Origin of the sequence: Brevibacterium permense (assembly GCF_025506275.1) — a bacterium.
Classification (GTDB): Bacteria; Actinomycetota; Actinomycetes; order Actinomycetales; family Brevibacteriaceae; genus Brevibacterium; species Brevibacterium permense_A.
Window position 1 is genome coordinate 1 of record NZ_QYCP01000093.1, and the last position, 19,552, is coordinate 19,552.

The 19,552-nt window shown below is 64.7% G+C and carries 16 protein-coding genes; 7 read left to right on the forward strand and 9 right to left on the reverse strand.

From position 1 onward, the window contains the following. The first annotated feature begins 223 nt into the window (after positions 1–223). The 5 genes from D3I60_RS14170 (at position 224) to dld (ending at position 6,644) form a co-directional block, all read left to right on the forward strand. Entirely contained in the window at positions 224–1,624 is a 1,401-nt protein-coding gene (locus tag D3I60_RS14170; protein ID WP_262776922.1) for a hemolysin family protein, read from the forward strand. Next, positions 1,621–2,646: a CNNM domain-containing protein gene (locus D3I60_RS14175; protein WP_262776923.1), complete on the forward strand. Its 1,026-nt coding sequence runs from the start codon at positions 1,621–1,623 to the stop codon at positions 2,644–2,646. The genes D3I60_RS14170 and D3I60_RS14175 overlap by 4 nt, the downstream gene beginning before the upstream one ends. 115 nt (positions 2,647–2,761) lie before the next feature. Further along, the gene (locus D3I60_RS14180; protein ID WP_262776924.1) at positions 2,762–3,433 is read left to right on the forward strand and encodes a GntR family transcriptional regulator; all 672 of its coding nucleotides are present in this window, start codon (positions 2,762–2,764) and stop codon (positions 3,431–3,433) included. A gap of 8 nt (positions 3,434–3,441) precedes the next feature. Beyond that, positions 3,442–4,800 carry an MFS transporter gene (locus D3I60_RS14185; RefSeq protein WP_262776925.1) on the forward strand — a complete coding sequence of 453 codons (1,359 nt, stop codon included), beginning with the start codon at positions 3,442–3,444 and terminating at the stop codon, positions 4,798–4,800. A 137-nt stretch (positions 4,801–4,937) separates the two neighbouring features. After that, positions 4,938–6,644, forward strand: coding sequence for a D-lactate dehydrogenase (gene dld, locus D3I60_RS14190; RefSeq protein WP_262776926.1), 1,707 nt, complete (start codon positions 4,938–4,940; stop codon positions 6,642–6,644). 54 nt (positions 6,645–6,698) lie between these two features. On the opposite strand, the gene D3I60_RS14195 is transcribed toward dld, so the two are convergent. The 5 genes from D3I60_RS14195 to D3I60_RS14215 form a co-directional block, all read right to left on the reverse strand. Continuing rightward, complete coding sequence (locus tag D3I60_RS14195; protein WP_262776927.1) at positions 6,699–7,448, reverse strand: alpha/beta hydrolase; 750 nt, start codon at positions 7,446–7,448, stop codon at positions 6,699–6,701. 292 nt (positions 7,449–7,740) lie between these two features. Then, positions 7,741–8,316, reverse strand: a complete 576-nt coding sequence (locus D3I60_RS14200) for a hypothetical protein (protein ID WP_262776928.1) — start codon at positions 8,314–8,316, stop codon at positions 7,741–7,743. Further along, the gene (locus D3I60_RS14205; RefSeq protein WP_262776929.1) at positions 8,313–8,525 is read right to left on the reverse strand and encodes a helix-turn-helix transcriptional regulator; all 213 of its coding nucleotides are present in this window, start codon (positions 8,523–8,525) and stop codon (positions 8,313–8,315) included. Before D3I60_RS14205 ends, D3I60_RS14200 begins: the two co-directional genes overlap by 4 nt. Positions 8,526–8,883: 358 nt before the next feature. After that, positions 8,884–9,189 (reverse strand): cupin domain-containing protein, encoded by a 306-nt coding sequence (locus tag D3I60_RS14210; protein WP_262776930.1) that lies wholly within the window; start codon positions 9,187–9,189, stop codon positions 8,884–8,886. A 74-nt stretch (positions 9,190–9,263) separates the two neighbouring features. Then, entirely contained in the window at positions 9,264–10,712 is a 1,449-nt protein-coding gene (locus D3I60_RS14215; RefSeq protein WP_262776931.1) for an NAD(P)/FAD-dependent oxidoreductase, read from the reverse strand. A 203-nt stretch (positions 10,713–10,915) separates the two neighbouring features. On the opposite strand from D3I60_RS14215, the gene D3I60_RS14220 reads away from it, so the two are divergent. After that, on the forward strand, positions 10,916–12,382 hold the full coding sequence (locus D3I60_RS14220) for a PucR family transcriptional regulator (protein ID WP_262776932.1): 1,467 nt from the start codon (positions 10,916–10,918) through the stop codon (positions 12,380–12,382). Here the strand turns inward: D3I60_RS14220 and D3I60_RS14225 are convergent. Then, positions 12,296–13,774 carry an amino acid permease gene (locus D3I60_RS14225; RefSeq protein WP_262776933.1) on the reverse strand — a complete coding sequence of 493 codons (1,479 nt, stop codon included), beginning with the start codon at positions 13,772–13,774 and terminating at the stop codon, positions 12,296–12,298. The genes D3I60_RS14220 and D3I60_RS14225 overlap by 87 nt on opposite strands. Before the next feature lie 441 nt (positions 13,775–14,215). Beyond that, positions 14,216–15,457 (reverse strand): MFS transporter, encoded by a 1,242-nt coding sequence (locus tag D3I60_RS14230; protein WP_262776934.1) that lies wholly within the window; start codon positions 15,455–15,457, stop codon positions 14,216–14,218. 277 nt (positions 15,458–15,734) lie between these two features. Here D3I60_RS14230 and D3I60_RS14235 point away from each other — a divergent pair, with 277 nt between their 5' ends. Continuing rightward, on the forward strand, positions 15,735–16,820 hold the full coding sequence (locus tag D3I60_RS14235) for an LCP family protein (RefSeq protein ID WP_262776935.1): 1,086 nt from the start codon (positions 15,735–15,737) through the stop codon (positions 16,818–16,820). Between the two features lie 159 nt (positions 16,821–16,979). Here D3I60_RS14235 and D3I60_RS14240 read toward each other — a convergent pair whose 3' ends face one another. Both D3I60_RS14240 and pgm read right to left on the reverse strand, forming a co-directional pair. Then, the gene (locus D3I60_RS14240; RefSeq protein WP_262776936.1) at positions 16,980–17,435 is read right to left on the reverse strand and encodes a hypothetical protein; all 456 of its coding nucleotides are present in this window, start codon (positions 17,433–17,435) and stop codon (positions 16,980–16,982) included. 369 nt (positions 17,436–17,804) lie between these two features. Further along, the gene (gene pgm, locus D3I60_RS14245) at positions 17,805–19,445 is read right to left on the reverse strand and encodes a phosphoglucomutase (alpha-D-glucose-1,6-bisphosphate-dependent) (protein ID WP_262776937.1); all 1,641 of its coding nucleotides are present in this window, start codon (positions 19,443–19,445) and stop codon (positions 17,805–17,807) included. Positions 19,446–19,552: the final 107 nt, after the last annotated feature.

Here is a 19,552-nt window from a genome sequence, read left to right on the forward strand (position 1 = left end):
AGGTTGCTGGGCCGCCGTCGGGTAGTTCTGGGGGTGCAGTTTCAGCGTTCTGCCAGCCGGGGCCAGGATAATTGTGACCGGCCGCCCACTTGATCACTTTCGGAAGGACCATGGACGACTATCGAAGTCCCGGCTGGGACATCACACTTCGCACCTCAGAACAATTCAATAGCGCGCGAGCAGACGCTCTGCGAGCACAGAGCGCGTGGGCAGGTGGTCGCCGTTGACCTGGCTGCTCTCGTTGCTCGCAGGGCTCCTCGTCGTCCTTCTCATCACGGTGGCCACCGGCTACTTCGTGGCGCAGGAATTCGCGTACATGGCCGTCGACCGCTCCCGCCTCGCTGCCCGTTCCGCCGCTGGTGATCGCGCCGCAGACCGGGCCCTGTCCATCACCCGCCGCACCTCCTTCATGCTCTCCGGCGCACAGCTGGGCATCACCGTCACCGGCCTGCTCGTCGGCTATGTGGCCGAACCGCTCATCGGCTCGGCCGTCGGCGAAGCCTTGGGAGGCACCCCGATCCCTGCCGGTACCGGCGTGCTCATCGGCACCGTCCTCGCCCTGCTCGTCTCAACACTCATCCAAATGCTCTTCGGCGAGCTGTTCCCGAAGAACCTCGCCATCGCCCGTCCCGAGGCGCTCGCCACCTGGCTCGCCCGCTCTACCTCGATCTATCTGGCCCTGTTCGGCTGGCTCATCACGATCTTCGACAAGGCCTCGAACGCCCTGCTGCGCGTCCTCGGGATCGAACCGGTCCACGACGTCGATCACTCCGCCACCCGGCGCGACCTCAAACATATCGTCGCCGAATCCCGTGAGGGCGGCGAGATCGTCGACGACGATTCGCTCATCCTCGACCGCATCCTCGACTTCCCACAGCAGAGCGTCGCCCACGCCACGGTGCCGCGCTCACGCGTCGACGTCCTCGACATCGACACGCTCCTGGACGAGGTCCGCGACCTGATGAGCCGCGGCCACTCCCGCTATCCCGTGCTCGACGCCGACGATCAGGTGATCGGGACGATCGACCTCCTCGACGTCCTCGCCGAGGCGACCCCGCACTCCACAGGCACCGTCACCGGGGCGACCCCGGATTCCATGGACACCGCCGTCGCGACCGGGATCCGTTCCCTCCTGCGCGACCCGGTCTTCGTGCCGGAATCCCTGCCCCTGCCGGACGCGGTGGCAACGCTCTTCGAACGCCGGGAGCAGATGGCCTGCGTCGTCGACGAATACGGCGGCTTCGCCGGAATCCTGACGATGGAGGACCTCGGTGAGGAACTCGTCGGTGACATCGTCGACGAACACGACCGCATCGTCGAAGAACTCGTCGAGACCGGCGACGGCACCTGGACGGCGCCCGGGATCGTCCCCCTCGACGAGGTGGCCCGCACCCTCCAGCGCGAACTGCCGGCCACCTCGGCGCAGACCCTGTCGGGACTCGTCATCGAACACCTCCGCGGATTCCCCGAGGCCGGTGACCGGGTCTCGGTCGAGCTGCCGATCGATCCCGCCGGCCTCGGCGGAAACGGCACCCCGGAGACCGAGCATCTCGTCATCGACGTCGTCGAGATGACCACTCATGTGCCCTCGATTTTGCGGATCGGAATCGAGGTGGAACGATGAGCAATCCCTGGATCATCACAGTGATCACGATCGCCATCATCGGCCTCAGTGCGTTCTTCGTCGCCGTCGAATTCGCGCTCATCGCCGCGAAACGGCACCGCATCGAGGACGCCGCCGCGGACAGTCGGTCGGCCCGTGCCGCTCTGCGCAGCTCGACCGAACTGTCGGTGCTGCTGGCTGGATCGCAGCTGGGCATCACGGCCTGTACCTTGGCGCTCGGTGCGATCACGAAACCGGCCGTCCACCATTGGATCACTCCGGTCGCCGAGGCGCTCGGCCTGCCGCTGTGGATCGCGGACATCGTCGGCTTCGTCCTCGCGCTCATCGTCGTCACCTTCCTCCACCTCGTCGTCGGTGAGATGGCGCCGAAGTCGTGGGCGGTGGCGCATCCCGAGCGCTCGGCGATCATGCTGGCACTGCCGATGCGGGCCTTCATGGTCCTCACCCGCCCGCTGCTGCACGTGCTCAACAACGCGGCGAACGCGTGCCTGCGCCTGGTCAATGTCGAACCCGTCGACGAGGTCGATCAGGCGCACACGCCGGAGGATCTGCGGCAGCTGCTGCAGCATTCGGCGCAGGCGGGAACCCTGGAGAAGGAGTCCTCGGAGGCTCTGCTCGGAGCCCTCGACCTCACCCGGCTCACACTTGCCGAGCTCGTGGCCGGCCGTCCGGAACCGACGGCCGTCGGCCCGGCCGCGACCGCGGGTGAGGTGCGGGAGGTCTCGCGCCGCGACCGCCACCGTCGCATCCTCGTGCGCACCGAGGCTGACGGCCCGCTGAGTCATGTGGTGCATGTCAGGGATGTGCTGGGACTCGCCGAGGATGCTCCCATCGCCGAGGCGGCCCGTCCGGTCACCGTCGTGGAAGGATCGATGACCGTGGTGCGGGCGTTCGGAGCGATGCGGGATGAGGGCACCCAACTGGCGCTCGTCGAACGCGGCGACGGACGCCACTCCGTCGTCACCGTCACCGACGTTCTCACCCACCTGCTCACCACCGGCCAGGCGACCTCCCCAACCTGAATTACTACCCGACGGCGGCCTAGCAACCTCGCGCGAGGTTGCTAGGCCGCCGTCAAGTAGTTCTGAGCCAGGATCTGATGCATCTATCAATGTATGCATCTGTTATCGTGGGTCCGTGAATGATTTGCTGACACTGCCCTGGCAGCGCATCGACGACTCCGCTCCGATCGCGGTTCGGATGGCCGCGGCGACCGCCCGGGAGATCATCGAAGGCCGACACGAACCCGGCGACCTTCTCATCGAGTCCGACCTCGCCGCCGCGCACAACGCCAGTCGCACCCCCGCTCGGGAGGCGATGCTCCAGCTCGAGCGCTGGCGACTCGTCCGCCTCGTCCCGAAGAAGGGCGCGCTCGTGACCACGGTGACGGGCAAGGAGCGCCGCGACCTGCTCGCCGTGCGCTCGATGTTCGAGATCGACGCCGTCGAGACACTGGCCGACGGCGGCGACCTCACCGCTTTGGCCGCCGATCTGCGTACCCTGCTCGACCACCAGAGGGCGGCACTCGAATCCGATGACCCGCTCGGCTTCGCCAGCGCTGACTATGCCTTCCACGCCCGCCTCATCCGCAGCGGCGACAACGCCATCGTCACCGAGATGCTCACCACCATGGGCCCGCGCCTGGCCCGCCTGACCTTCCAGGTCGCCATCGACGCGCCGCACACCCTCGACACGCTCCTGACCGAGCACGAAACGCTCACTGACCGCGCCGAGGCGGGCGACGTCACCGGCTTCTCCCGCCTCGTCCACGACCACATCGAGGGCTCCCACTTCCCGCAGTCCCGCTGAGGAGGACCATGACCGCTTACCCCTCGACCTCCACGACCGACACCACCGCCGGGGCAGTCCCCACCGGGATTGGGAATACCCACACCGAGGCAGCCCCCACCACGGACATCGAAGCGCCGGTTCCGAACCCTGCCCGGTCCCACCTCGGCGAGGTGGATCCCGATCGCGGACAGGGGCGGCCACGACGTTCAAGGGCGTGGCTGATGGTGGCCCCGGCGATGTTCCTGCTCGCTTGGGGCGGCAATCATTTCACCCCGCTCGTGCACATGTATGAAGAGGACGGCGGCTACGCCATCTGGCAGGCGAACCTGCTGCTGGGCATGTACGTGGGCGGACTCATTCCGGGACTGTTGGTCGCCTCGGCGCTGTCGGATCGGCATGGACGCAAACCGGTCCTCATCGCCGGATCGCTCGCCGCGATCGCCGGCAGCCTCGGCCTCGGGCTCGGTTTCGATCTGTTCTGGCTGCTCTGCCTGGGTCGGGTGCTCGCGGGGATCGGCGTCGGGGTCGCGATGTCGGTGGGCACGAGCTGGATCAAGGAGCTCTCGGCCCCGCCGTTCGATCACTCGGCCGGAATCACCGCCGGTGCCCGGCGTCCTTCACTGACGCTGACCTTGGGGTTTGCCATGGGTGCGGCGGTCACCGGATGCCTGGCCCAATGGGGACCGGTGCCCGAAGTCGTGCCCTACGCCGTGCACGGAGTGCTCAACCTCGCCTCGCTGATCCTGGTGGTCTTCGCGCCGGAATCGATGCCGCGCGACCAGCGGGCAGTCGGGCATTGGTGGCACGGTCTGCGTGTTCCGCTCGTGGCGCACCGGACGTTCCTGCGCCTGATCGTGCCGGCCGCGCCCTGGGTGTTCGGTGCCGCCGGGGTCGCCTATGCCGTGATGCCGGCGATCGTGCAGGGCGAGCTGGGGGAGTGGGCGACGCTGTACGCCACGGTGCTCACCGTCGTCACGCTCGGAGCCGGTGCGCTGGTGCAGAACATCGTGCCATGGATCAACCGACTGACCGGCGGGCGCGCGCTCGTCGTCGGGCTCGGGCTGATGACCGTGGGGATGGGTCTCGGTGCGGTGGCCGCACCTCTGGCGGACCCGATCCTTGCGTTCATCGTGGCGATCGTGCTCGGCGTCGCCAACGGAATCTGTGTGGTCTCCGGGCTCATCATCGTCCAGGCCATCGCCTCACCGCAGGAGCTCGCCGGCATCACCGGGGTCTACTATTCGCTGGCGTACTCCGGGTTCCTGCTGCCCACCGTGCTCGCCGCCCTGCTGCCCGTACTGTCGTACACAGTGTCTTTAGCGGCGGTGGCGGTCATCTGTCTGGCCTGCCTCACAACAGTCGCCATATCCACCAAACGCCCCTAATTGCTACCCGACGGCGGCCCAGCAACCTGGCGCCAGGTATTTGGGCCGCCGTCGGGTAGTTCTAAGAAGGGGTGCGGACTGCGAACCCAGACACATACCATGAGAACAACCGTCGCCTACCGATAGGGATCGACCATATGCCCGGCAAGACAAATCACCAACCCCCAGCCGTCAACGCGTTCATCGACATCATGGGGCCACGCCACGTCCTCACCTCCGCACGCGCGACCGCACCGTACGCCAAGGGCAATCGTTTCGGCGGCGGCAATGTGTTGGCAGTGCTGCGACCGGGCAGCCTCGTCGACATGTGGCGGGCCCTGCAGGTCTGCGTCGACAACGACCTCATTGTCATTCCGCAGTCGGCCAACACCGGCCTGACCGGCGGTTCCGGCCCCGGTGCGCAGGACTACGACCGCCCGATCGTCATTATCTCGACCTTGCGGATCAACGAGATCTACCTCATCAACGACGCCCGCGAAGCGATCTGCCTGGCCGGATCCACCCTGTACGAACTCGACGAGAAACTCGCCCCGCTGCACCGCGAACCCCACTCGGTCATCGGCTCGTCCTCGATCGGTGCATCGGTCATCGGCGGCGTCGCCAACAACTCCGGCGGTTCCCAGATCCGCAAGGGTCCGGCGTTCACGAAGCACGCGATCTTCGCCCGCGTCAACGAGGAAGGGCGACTCGAACTCGTCAACCACCTTGGCGTGGAGCTCGGTGACGACCCCGCCCATATCCTCGACAAACTCCAACGCGGCGATTGGGACCCGGCAGGCGTCACTCCCGCGCCCGAGGACACGATGGAGACCGAGTACGGGGAGCAGGTCCGCAAAATCGTCGATTCCCCGGCCCGATTCAACTCGAACTCCGACTACCTGTACGAGGCCTCAGGTTCGGCCGGAAAGCTCATGGTCTTCGCCGTGCGCACCCGGACCTTCCCGAAGGAGGAGGGAGCGACCACGTTCTACGTCGGTACGAACTCCCCGACCGAGCTCGAGGATCTGCGACGGGCGATCCTCACCTCGGACATGCCCCTGCCGATCTCGGGCGAATACATGGGCCGGCCGTCATTCGACCTCGCCGAGAAGTACGGCAAGGACACGTTCGTCTCGATCAAGCATGCCGGCAGCCGCGAGCAGATCAAGCTGTTCGCGCTGAAGAACTGGGCCAACGGCGTGTTCGCGAAGCTGCCGTTCTTCGGCGAAACCGTCGCCGACACGATCGCGCAGAACGCGTTCGGCCTGCTCCCGCAGCAGCTGCCCAAGCGGATGCTCGAGTACCGCGACCGGTTCGAGCATCATCTTCTCCTCGTCGTCAGCGCCGAGGAGAAAGCGCGGATGGGGGCGTTCCTCGACGATTTCTTCGCCGAGGATGCTCACCACGGTGAGTATTTCGTGTGCAGTGCCGATGAGGCTCAGTCGGCAATGCTCCACCGTTTCGGTGCGGCGAGTGCCGCAACACGGTACTTCAACCTCAACCGCGAGGACTCCTCGGACATGATCACCTTCGACGTGGCACTGCGTCGAGATGACGAGGACTGGCTCGAGGTGCTGCCCGACGAGATCGCCGACCAGCTGCACATCAGCTCCTACTACGGCCACTTCTTCTGCCACGTCTTCCACCAGGATCATGTGGCGAAGAAGGGCGTCGATCCGGTGGCGCTGAAGAAGCAGATGACCGAGCTGCTCGAAGCCCGCGGTGCGGCTGTGCCCGCCGAACACAACTTCGGCAGGCTCTACCACGTGCCGCCGGAGATGGAGGCCCACTTCAAGGAACTCGACCCGCACAACGTCTTCAACGCCGGAGTCGGCGAAACATCGGCGAAGAAGGACTGGGCGTGAGGCGGCGGGGCTGTAGGAGTATCTCCTCGTCCCCAGGGTTCCCCGCCTCGGCGTTCAGCGCATCGTGAGGTGCCGGGCGAAGAACCGGGCGGCATCGTCGCCGGCGAATTCCGGGACTCCGGTGTGTCCGCCCATATTGGCGTAGAGCGTCTTCTCCTTAGAAGCGAAGGCGTCGAAGAGTTCGAGGGAGGCCTCCCGGTCATTGCCTTCGTCATCCCACTGCAGGAGGACGTGAAGCGGATTCGTCACCTGACGAGCTTCCTCCAGGGTGGAGCGCGGAATGAAGCTGCCGGCGAAAAGTCCTGCGGCAGAGATCCGCGAATCAATCGCAGTCAACCGCGTGGCAATGGCAATGACTCCGCCGGAGAACCCGACGCGATCGGCGATCTCAGGCAGGCGGAGAAACTCGTCGAGCGCAGACTGCCATTCCGGGACCGCCCGGTCGACGAGTGGCAGGATGAGCGCATCGATGACATCGGTGGAGGGCTTCTCACCGGCGAAGACGGCCGAGCGCAGCTGGTTTCGCGCCTGGTCCATCCCGGGAATCGGAAGGCGATCGCCCGAGCCGGGAGCCTCAAGGCAGGCCGAAGCGAATCCGTGTGCGGCTGAACAGCGGGCACGTGCCGCCAACCGCGGATACATCCGCTCCATGCCGATGCCGCCGGGCTGGCCCATGAGGATGATCGGAACCGGATCTGCCGCATCCGCAATTGCGGGAGTCCACAAGATTCCCGGTATATCGCCGAGGCGGAATCGACGTTCGACGATGTCGTCGTCGAGGTGCTGTTCAGTAGTGAAGTGCATGGCCGCGCCTTTCGGGAGTGCGATGAATGATCGGCGCTCCCGGACGACCTATCGTCCGACCGTGACTCCGCAGGGGAGCACCCTCGATACTGCGTTCACGGGTACCACCTCCTCGATATCTTTCACGGAGCCTCCAGCGTAGCAGGGGCGAGATGGCGGTATCCCCCACCGCAGACAGCAAAACACCCCGGCGGACCGGGGTGTTTCAGTGCTGACGGTGATGGGTGCCGGAGCAATGGTGCTGTATGCGCGAGCATAGGTGTCGGTTGCGCGAATTCCGGAGAGAGGCGAGTCAGTCCTCGTCCTCGATATCGTCGGCGGCGGCCGCCTCGGCGCGGGCCTGCTTGATTTTGCGCACCCGGGAGATCGTCATCAGGGTGATCGTGATGACGAAACCGAGGGCCGCACCGATCACGATGGAGTAGGTGCTGGTTGAAGCGCCGAACGTTGCGCTCGCTCCCATACCGGCATCGATGAGCGGATAGCCCTTACTTATGTGGAAGACAATTGCACCGACCCACACGATCGCGAACACCGATCCGACAATGTTGCCGACGATCAGCCGCCTCGGCGAAACACGGGCCATAGCCATTGAGAAGTCCACATTCTCGCGCTTGCAGTACGCAGAGACGACGATGCTGGTGACCATCGACCCGAGAACGACCAACACACTCCACATTCCCGCGCCGAGCACGGCGAAGATGAGCCCGAGCGCGAAGAACACGTAGGTGGAGACGACGGCGCCCAATGTATACGCCCGCAGAATGACGTCGCGTTCGCGTTCATCACCCATCGAGGGGTCATCGAAGCCGGCAATCCTCTCGGCCAATCGTTTGGGGCGGTTCTTCTCGGCTCTGACGTTGTTCACGACGATTCCTCCTGAAGTGAGAAGATCTCTTCGACTGTCGTGTCCAAGGCTCGGGCGATGCGCAGCGCCAGATAGACGCTGGGGGCGTAGTCGCCGCGCTCGGTCGCGATGATCGTCTGCCGCGACACCCCGGTGAGCTGGGCCAACTGTGCCTGCGTCAGCCCCGCAGCCTTGCGGACCTGCTTGAGGTCCGAGGTCTGAACTTCCATACCGTTCCTTGATGTCAACTTCTCTTTACGTCAATAAGTAAAGCATGTTTGACATTGTGATGTCAATGATATTTGACATTGCCGAGGCGGCCCCGCTGTTCCGTACCCCGCAGGCTCGCGTTTGAGCCACTGGTGCTGGGCTGAGCGGTCGCGCCGCCATCCCTTCCGCGCATCACATCCCGCAAACGCGAAAACACCCCGCCGCAACGGGGTGTTTTCGCGCTATGGGTGATGGATGCGCACGTGCCGGTGCGAAGCGTGACTTAAGCGCGGGTATGGCACCAATGGTGAGGGCTGCAACACAGGGCCTGGGCGCTCAGTAGATGACGTAGACCTTGCGCACCGTCTCTGTGACATCTCAGCGTCCGGTCCAGCCGACAGGCAAGACGACGAACGAACCTGTCGAGATCTCCACCTGCTGCCCGGACTCGTCATCGGTCAGAGTCGCGCGCCCGGAGAGGATGTAGCAGACCTCGGTATCGGGGCGGTCGATGACCGGCCAGCCGCCGGGCTGGCACTCCCAGATCCCGGTCTGAGCGCTGTTGCCCGGGTCGACGGGGAGAGTGCGCAGCAGGGGATTGCCGCTGTCGGCGCCTGCGCGCACGCCGGCATCCTTGAGTGAGCCGTCGATGTCGTTGGCGGGAATGTGAGTGAGAGTGGTCATGGGAATCCCTTCTGAGTGTGAGTTTGAGTTTGGAAGTGAGTATTGGTGGTTGGCAGACGTGGAACGGATTGAGGTCAGTGCGCCCCGGTGAGCTTTTCGAGCAGAGCCGAGATCTTCGAGGGCCGCTTCGTGATCCGCTCCTCGAAGTCCCCGAGCTCGGCCGCGGCCAGTCCGGCATTGACCCCGACCCAACGGAACGGTTCGATCTCCCACTTCGGTGACCGGTGGTCGACGATCGGCAGGGAGTTGAGCTCGTCGGGCTTATTGAGGATGAGGTTGCGCAGGACTCGCGCCGCCAGGTTGCTGGTGGCGACTCCATCGCCGACGTAGGGTCCGGCCCAGGCGATTCCGCGGGAGCGGTCGAGTCCGACCGAGGGGAACCAGTCGCGGGGGACTCCGAGCGGTCCGCCCCAGCGGTGGGCGATGGGCACGTCGCGCAGCTGTGGGAAGAAGTCGTGCATGGTGTCGACGATCTTGTTGTGGATGCGAGTGTCGGTGTCGAACCGCGGATCGACCCGGGACATGAAGTGATACGGGGCTCCGCGTCCGCCGAACACGATCCGTCCATCGGCTGTCGACTGGGCGTAGATGCGCAGATTCCGCAGATCGTTGAATGCCTTCCGGCCGTCGAGCCCGAGCTCGGAGCGGAGGTCGGCAGACAGCGGTTCGGTAGCCACCACCAGCGAATACAGCGGTGCGACTTCGCGTCGGTACTGCGGGAATTCGGGGGTGTAGGCCTCGGTTGCCCGCACGACCACCTCGGCGGAGACGACCCCGCCAGGGGTCCCCACTCGACCGGATTCCATCGTCAGGGCGGGGGTGTCCTCATAGATGGTTCCACCGTGCGATTCGACCCACGCCGCCAGCCCTCGCACGAGGTGATCGGGTTGGATGACCGCACAGTGCGGAGTGAACGTCGCACCAAGCACCGAGGTGGCCCTGACCTGGTCGGCCGCCTCGGCGGCGTCGAGGAATTTGAACTGACCGTGGGCACCGAAGTCCTCCGTCGCCTTGACCGATGCCCGCGCCCTGGCCAGCTGTGCCGGGTTGCGCGCCAAGGAGATGAACCCTTCCTTCGCATAGTCGCAGTCGATGCCTTCGTCAGTGCTGACCCGACCGATCTCGTCAACGGCGTCGTTCATCGCGTGCTGCAGGTCGAGTGCCGCAGTGTGCCCGTGGAAATGGGCGACCCGAGCCAGCGAGATCGGAAAGATCGCCGAGGCCCAGCCGCCGTTGCGACCGGATGCACCGAAGCCGGCGACCTCCTTCTCCACGATGGCGACCCTGAGGCTCGGGTCTTCCCTGAGCAGGTAATACGCGGTCCACGATCCTGTGTAGCCGGCCCCGACGACGGCGACGTCGACGGTGATGTCCTCATCCAAAGCCGCCCGCCGTTGCCCGGTCCGGTCGGTCTTCCACAGGGCTGTCTCCTGCGACGTGGTCGGTGTCCCCTCAGCCGGTGTCGCTGCGACAGTCGAGCCGGTGGTGTCTGCGAGCGTATTGGGGGAGTGGGAAGTGCGCACGGGGTCTCCTTCGTTGGAGGGTCAGTGGAGTGCTGTTGAGCTGTATGAGATCAGTATTCGCGGTCGTTCTGCGCCCAGGCACCCGTGATGTGCACAGCCTTCTGTCTCCCTTTCATACGTTTGGCTAGTCTCGTCCGGCTCGCGCATGTGATGATGTGGATCTGTCCGCCCGATTCGACAGGGCACTCCAATGAAGGATGATGATGATCTCGGTAGATGATCTGGCTGCCCTGCCGACGATGGGCCTCGAGTTCGTGGCCGGTCAGGCCGGCGGCCATCGGATGGTCACGTGGGCACACGTGTGCGATCTCGACGACCCATGGAACTGGGTAGGATCCGGAGACCTGGTGATGACCACCGGCCCGGGAATCCCCAAAGCCCCTGCTGACCAGGTGGAATGGTTGGATAAGATCGTCGACGCCGGAGTCAGCGCACTCGTTCTCGCGCTCGGACCGAAGAGTCCCGCGGCAAGCGAGCAGATGCTGGAAGCTGCGACCGCGCGCAAGTTCCCGGTGCTCACCGGTCGGTTCGATCTGCAGTTCGTCACTCTTGCCCGAGCCGTCATCGAAAGCTCCATCGATGCCGAACGACGTCGCATCGCAGCGATCAGACGTCTGTATGACGTCAACAGCATGGAGGTCGAAACCGGACAGAGCATCGGCAAACGGCTCAGCGCTCTGGAGAAGATCAGCGGGTGGGCGCTGTGCCTATGGGATGAACGGGAGGACACCGTTCTGTTCGCCGGTCGTCATGCCGAGCGCGCGGGTCTCAGCGACGCCCCGGACACCGCCGCCGAAGCGATTGCGCTGCCCGGTGATCCCCACCTCCGGCTGGTCGCTTCACCGCTCGTCGATGCGCTGCCGGACAAACCCCTGTTGGCTCATGTTGTCGGGCTGCTCACCATGGAGTTCCGCTACCGAGGCGCAGAGCAGGACCGACTGCGGCAATCAGGTCAGGAGCTCTTCTCCGGGCTGCTGGCAGAGACGATCACACCCTCGGCGGTGTGGCCCGAGCTCAACCGGCGCGGACTGACAGAGGCGGTGGTCATCGCCTGCTGGAGGTCGACCTCCGAGGCCGAACCGGCCGATGGCGATGTGCACCGCCGCACGTGGCTCGATGGACTTGCCCCGTTGCTGTTCCGCCAGGGCTCTCAGCTGCTGGGCGTCGTCCCCGACGACATTGATCTTCTGCACAGAATCGCCGAGGCGGTCGGCCCTGACGTCGTCACCGGTGTCAGCTCGACGCTGACCTCGAATTCCTCCTTCCCCGAGGTGGTCCGCCAAGCGAAGCTGGCAGGATCACGTGCAGTGGAGCTGCAATCACCCGTCGTCAGGTACGACGACGACCAGACCGTGTCGATGTTCCCCGCGACTCCTGCCGAGGTGAGGAGCCTGGTCCGAGGGATTCTCGGTCCGGTCATCGACTACGATCGGGCGAACTCCACCGATCTGGTCGCCTCGGTGAGGGTATTCCTCGGCAACGACGGCAACTGGAGTCGCAGCGCCGAACAGCTGACCATCCACCGGCAGACCCTCGTCTACCGAATGAACAAGGTCACCGAACTCATCGGCTTCGCGCCCGCCTCATCGCGGGGAACGGCGCTGCTGTGGTTGGCGATCGAGAGCGCTCGCCGCACCGGCATTGACCTCGCCGACATCGTCGCCGACTGAAGGAGTCTGTCGGCGACGGCGGGTGGCGAAGTGGATGATCGACAGGATCGCCCACACCGCCAGTCCCTGCAGGAGCTCGATGCGCAGGTCGGAGCGGAAGAGCATGCTGATGAGCACGGCAGCGATGACGATCGTCACTGCTGCGGGCAGGTACGGGTAGAGCCACATCCTGAAGACGAGGACCTCCGGCTTCTCCTTCTCCCACTTGCGGCGCAGCTTGAGTTCCGAGAGGCAGATCATCAGGTAGACGAAGAGGAACACGGCTCCTGAGGAGTTGATGAGGAAGTCGAAGACATCCTCGGGGAAAAGCGCCGACAGTGCGACGCATCCATACCCGATGACGGTGCACGAGAGGATGCCGATGACGGGAACGCCGCGTTTGTTCGTCGTCGTCAGGACCTTCGGTGCGTCCCCGCGGTTGCCCATGACGAAGAGCATCCGCGATGCCGTGTACATCCCCGTGTTGAGGACGGAGAGTGCGGCGATGACGATGACGAGGTTGAGCAGGTCAGCCGTTGCGGGCACTCCGATGTGGTCGAGCGCAGTCACGAACGGTGATTCGCCCGGCACGATGGTGTTCCAGGGAACGACGATGACGATGAGGATCATCGAGAGGATGAAGAACGCGAGGATGCGGAACACGACGGAATTGACCGCCCGGCGGATGGCCTTGACCGGTTCCTCTGACTCGGCTGCGGCGATGGTGGCGACTTCGACGCCGGTCATCGAGAAGACCACGGCGACGACTCCGGTGAAGAGGGTGAGCACGCCGTTGGGCAGCAGTCCGCCGTGTGCGGTGAGGTTGCTGAAGTCCGCGGACTGACCGGGCCAGAGTCCGACGACGAAGGCCGCGCAGATGGCGATGAAGACGATGATGGCCGCGACCTTGATGCTCGCAAACCAGTATTCGGCCTCTCCGAATGTGCCGACGGACATGAGGTTGACCAGCGTCATGATGACCAGGACGGTGCCGGCGGTGGCCCAGACCGGGATGTCGGGGAACCAGCGTTGGATCGTCTGTCCGCAGACCACGGCTTCGAAGCCGACGAGGATGACCCAGAAGTACCAGTACAGCCAGCCGGTGGTGAAGCCCGCCCAGCGGCCGAGCCCCATATGGGCATAGTCGGTGAATGAGCCGGTGGTCGGTTTGGCAGCCGCCATCTCGCCGAGCATGCGCATGACGAGGAAGACGATGATCCCGGTGATGCCGTAGGAGACGAAGGCCAGCGGTCCGGCATCGGCGATGATGGCGCTTGACCCGACGAACAGGCCCGCGCCGATCACTCCGCCGAGTGCAAGCATCGTGAGGTGACGCTGCTTGAGGCCCTTCTTCAGCTGATTCCCGCCGTCGGTCGCCGTGCTCGATGGTGAGCCGGTGGGTGCTTCTTTCACGTGACTACCTCCTCGTAGTTGTGTCAGATCCACCCTGCGCGCTCCCTCATCCGCCCGCTATGCGGCATTGGTACAGGCAGTCTGGGGTCGTTCATACAGGTGGACAGCAGAGTTGGTGGGGATTTCGCCGAGGAGGCCCTGCAGTAGCGGGATCGCGCAGGCTCGCGATCGGGCCACCACGGCCGCGCTGAGCCAGTGGGCCGTCGCCGCCTCCGTACATCACCTCCCGCAAACGCGAAATCACCCCGTCGCAACGGGGTGTTTTCTCGCTATGGGTGATGGATGCGCACCGGCCGGTGCGAAAAGAGACTCACGCGAGGGCGTGGCACTGACGATGACGGATGCTCGCCGAGGCGGTCGCCGGCATGCGGCACTGCCGCCCATTGCACGTGACACCAGCGCGCGAGACAGCGATCGCGCAAGCGCTTGCTTCAGCGCGCTTTACGATTCCACAACTCGCTCGCGCCGACGGTCCTTCTCCAGTCGCGCCTCGTGACTCGACCTGGAAGGGTTGAGCAGCTTGAGCAGCGACAGGGCAATCACAGCCCCCAGAACCGCGCAGCCGGCGGGCAGCAGCATTGCAGTCTTCGCATCGTAGGCGTCGATGACGTTGCCGGCGACCGCCGATCCGAAGGCGACGCCGAAGCCCAGCGATGTGCCCAACCAGGCGAACGCCTCGGTGAGGCGGCGCGGGGGAGCGAGCTGCTCGATGACGGAGTTCGCGCCGATGAGGCTCGGTGCGATCGCCGATCCGACGACGATGAGGATGATGCCGTAGGTGACCATCGAGTTCGCCAGCAGCATCAGGCACGCGCCCACGGCCAGTGCGGACACGGCCACGCCGAAGCGGTGGTGAACGGCGGCCTGCCAGTTGCGGGCTCCGTACAGCGCGCCGGAGATCAGCGACCCCAGCGCCAGGCAGGACAGCAGCACGCCGGCGGTGGACTTCACACCGAGTTCGTCGGCGAAGGCGACGGCGATGACGTCGATGGCGCCGAAGTTCACGCCGAGGAAGATATTGACGATGATGATCGCGAAGATGCCCGGGTTCGAGAACACGTGGCCCTTCGCCTCGGTCGTCCGCTCCACCGGTGGGGGCTCGGTCGACTTCTGGATGTAGAGCAGGAGCGATCCCACGCCGACGGTGATCATCGAGAGGATGATTCCGGCCGGCGGCCACACGGCGGTGGCGAGCACCGTGGCCAGCACCGGTCCGGAGACGAACATCAGCTCATCGGCGACCGATTCCCATGAGAACGCGGTCTGCAGCTTCTTCGGCGTGTCGACGATATGCGACCAGCGCGATCGCACCAGGGAGCCGACGGAGCCGACGGTGGCGCCGCCGATGCCGGCGAAGACGAAGACGAATCCCGTCCACCATTCCTCGTACACGGAGACGATGAGCAGGGCCAACGCGATGAGGTGGGTGACGACGATGGGCACCATGACCTTCGCCTGGCCGAGGCGGTCGACGAGGCGTGCGATCCCGGGGCCGGCAAGCGCTTGGATGATCATGTACACGGCAGAGACGATGCCCGCCATGCCGTAGGACCCGGTCACGCCCTGGATGAAGAGGACGATGCCCAGACCCAGCACTGCGATGGGCATTCGGGCGACGAGACCGGCCAAGGAGAACTTGAGCGCACCGGGAAGCGACAGAATTTCCCGATAGTTATTGAACACCAGGAAAGTCTATCCAGCCCTGACCCGACCGACCACGCCGAGCCCGCATTATTACTGGTGAGTCCCCTCACCTCGGCAGCGGATCCCATCAGCGAGCAGCGAACGGATGCCATTCCCGCCCACCGCGTCGAAATCGGGGATTTCGACGTCTGACAAGGCAGGACACCCCGCCGAGGCGGCCCACCCCTCCCGTCCGCCACCGCGCTTGGGCGCAGGGTGCGCCGTGCGGCTGAGAAATGGGTCACCTCGGTCGCTATACAATGAGCGGGATTGCCCAATGACCCCGGCGCCCGACGCCGACCGCCCGAATCCCGGAGTGCCGATGACGGACAACACCACTTTCGACGATCTCTTCGACCACCAGAACGAGGAACAGCAGCCCCCGCGCAAGAAGAAGCGCGTCTGGCGCAAGGTCCTTGTTGCACTGCTGATCATCGTCATCCTCGGCGTGCTCGGCATCGGGCTCTACGTCTGGAGCGTCGGCCGGTCGTTCGACAAGAACGCGAACCAGCTCAGCGATGAGCAGGTCTTCGGCAAGACCGGAGGCGGCAAGGACGGCGACGGAACGAACATCCTGCTGCTCGGCTCGGACGAGTCGATGAAAGAAGTCGACGTCAACGATTCGCGCGGACTGCGCTCGGACACGATCATGGTCATGCATCTGCCCGAGGACGGCGGCAACGTCCAGATCATGTCGATCCCGCGCGACACCTACGTCGACATCGAGGGCCACGGAAAGTCGAAGATCAACGCGGCTCTGTCCTACGGCGGTCTGCCGCTGGCTGTGTCGACGGTCTCGGACTTCATCGGAACCGAACTCGATCATGTGGCGATCATCGACTTCGAGGGATTCAAGGCACTGACCGACAGCCTCGGCGGGGTGACCGTGAACTCCGAGCAGGCGTTCGAGAAGAACGGCTACACGTTCATCAAGGGCGAGAACGTCCTCAACGGCGATCAGGCGTTGACCTTCGTGCGTGAGCGCAAGCAGTTCCAGGACGGCGACTTCCAGCGTGCGCGCAATCAGCAGGCGTTCATCCGCGGGCTGACGAACGAGATGATCTCGGCCGATACCCTGTCGAACCCGAAGAAGATCCAGGACATGGTCAAGAACTTCGCGCCGTACATGTACGTCGACTCGGGCCTGGATGCGAAGTACATCTCCTCGACCGCGTTCAACATGCGCGACGTCCGCCCCGGCGACATCGAATTCTTCACCGCCCCCGTCGCCGGCGTCGGCACCTCACCCGACGGTCAGTCGATCGTCAACGTCGATGAGGATGAGCTGAAGAAGGTCCGCGACGCGTTCAAGAACGACACCGTGGACGACTACGTGCAGAATGCCCCGGAGGCGCACCTGTAAGACCTCGCCGAGGCGGCCCTTCCTTGGGCAGCTCGCGCTGAGGCGGCCGACCGTGGCCGCAGCCGCGGACGCTCAGCTCCGCTGAGTCACACATCGAGCCCAGTTCCAGGATCATCCTGGAGCGGGGCTCGGTGTATCTGCGGTCAGAGGACTGGAACTTCAGTCCTCGAAGCTGATCCTGTGCACGGCATTGGGAGTGCCCCACTCGTTATCGGGGTTGGAGACTGCCTCGGTGGGCAGTCCGAGCGACATCTTCTCGCCAGTGACGGTGTTCTCATAGTCGACATAAGTCGTGCCGGCGGCACCTTCTCCGCCGACGCGATCCCAGTGGGTGACTTCGTCGTCGCTATGTGACTGCAGCTCTTCAGCGACCTTGGTCGAGGCGAAAGCCTCAACCCGGTCCGTATCGCCCTTTCCCCAGGCTCGGACGAGTTCGTCGGCGTATTTGACCGGATCGGTCGGGTGGTACACGGACTGCGTGTCGACGTCCGAAGCAGCTGACTGGGTCGATGTTTCGGCGGCCATGGCTGGTCCTGTCGCGAGTCCGAGGCCGGCGAGTCCGGCGACGGCGGCGATTCCGATGGCTGCTGTGCGGTTGCGAACGGTGTGCTTCATTGTGGCTGATCCTCTCGTCGTGTCAGCCGCAGCGACGTGTGTGTCGCTGTCAGGCGGCATGTCATTGACGGGGAACAGTATTTCGACCAGGACTGAAGGCACGACAACGGTCGCTGAGAACCGACTTGGAGCCGGTCACAGTCCGAGAACAGGCCTATTGCAGTCGTGCGGCAGCCACCGTTACACGGCGACAGATCGACTGTCGACAGTGAGAAAGCGTACTGATGATGCGCACATTTGCGACAATCCTGCTTGAGCAGCGATACGTGATCGTAATCTGCCTTCAGGGTCTGCCGCGACCTCGCATGGCGAGTCGCATCGAAGTGCACTGCCGAGGCGCATCAGAGCAATTCGGCGTCACCCGGCGCCTTACTCGAGCACCCCGTCGACGAGGGTCCGTGCATCGTGCTGGACCTGGCGCAGGTGGTCTTCGTCGCGCAGGGATTCCGCGTAGATCTTGTATATGTCCTCGGTGCCGGAGGGCCGCACGGCGAACCACGCATTGTCAGTGGTGACCTTGAGGCCGCCGATGGGGGCATTGTTGCCCGGCGCCGAGGTGAGCACCGCCTTCACGGGCTCACCGCCGACGGTCTTTGCGCTCACTTGAGATGCGTCAAGGGTCCCCAGCCGTTGCTTCTGTGCACGCGTCGCCGGTGCATCTTGGCGGACGTAGGCGCTGGTGCCGTGGTTCGCGGCCAGTCCTGCGTAGCGCTGCGACGGAGTCCGCCCGGTCTTCGCCGTCATCTCGGCTGCGAGGAGGGCGAGGATGATGCCGTCCTTGTCGGTCGACCACACCTTGCCGTCCCGACGCAGGAACGATGCGCCGGCCGATTCTTCACCACCGAAAGCTAAAGTCGAATCGAGCAGGCCGGGAACGAACCATTTGAAGCCGACGGGCACCTCGAAGAGGGTGCGGTTGTGAGCAGTGACAATGCGATCGACGATCGACGAGGTGACCAGAGTCTTGCCGATCGCGGCGTCCTTCGGCCAGTCGGTGCGGTTCTCGAGCAGGTAGTCGATGGCCGCCGCCAGATAGTGATTGGGGTTCATCAGGCCAGCATCGGGGGTGACGATGCCGTGACGGTCGGCATCGGCGTCGTTGCCGGTGGCGATGTCGAAGTCATTGCGCGAGGCGATGAGGCCGGCCATCGCATAGGGAGAGGAACAGTCCATGCGGATGTTCTCGTCCCAATCCAATGTCATGAACGACCATGTGGGGTCGACGTCCGGATGGACGACGTCGAGGTTGAGGTCGTAGTCCTCGGCGATCGCAGCCCAGTAGTCGACGCTGGCTCCGCCGAGCGGATCGGCGCCGATCTTCAGCCCGGAGCTGCGGATGACATCGAGGTCGATGACCGACTCGAGGTCGTCGACGTAGTTCGAGACGTAGTCGAAGTTCTCCGTGTTCTCCAGATGGAATGCCCGCTGGAAGGGGGTGCGTGGGATCTTCTCCCACCCTTCGGAAAGGTAGGTGTTGGCGCGTTCGGCGATCCAGGCCGTCGTCTCGGCGCCGGCGGGTCCGCCGTGTGGCGGGTTGTATTTGATGCCGCCGTCGGCGGGCGGATTGTGGCTGGGAGTGACGATGATGCCGTCGGCCTGTGCATCGTCGCGCGACTTCCCGGCGTTGAATCCGAGGATCGCGTGGGAGACGGCAGGGGTCGGGGTGAAGCCGTCACGCTCGTCGATGAGCGCCGGGACCTCGGCGGCGGCGAGCACCTCGAGGACCGTGAGGAACGCGGGTTCACTGAGCGCGTGCGTGTCACGGCCGAGGAAGATCGGCCCACGAATGCCTTTGTCGCGGCGGAAGTCGACGATCGCTGCGGTGATGGCCGCGATGTGTGCCTCGTTGAAGGAGCGGTTGAAGCTCGAACCGCGGTGGCCGGAGGTCCCGAAGCTCACTGCTTGCGAAGGCACCGAAGGGTCCGGAACCAAGTCGTGATAGGAATCGAGAAGGGCAGGGACGTCAACGAGATCCTTGTCCTGGGCCAACTGGCCGGCGCGTGTTGTCATTCTTCTACCTAATCAAATGACAGCGGCTGCGCACAGTTGTGTCCACGGAGTTCTTGCATCGTGGACTTCGGCGGCTCCTCGGCGCGAGATCTCGCCGCCCCGCTCAA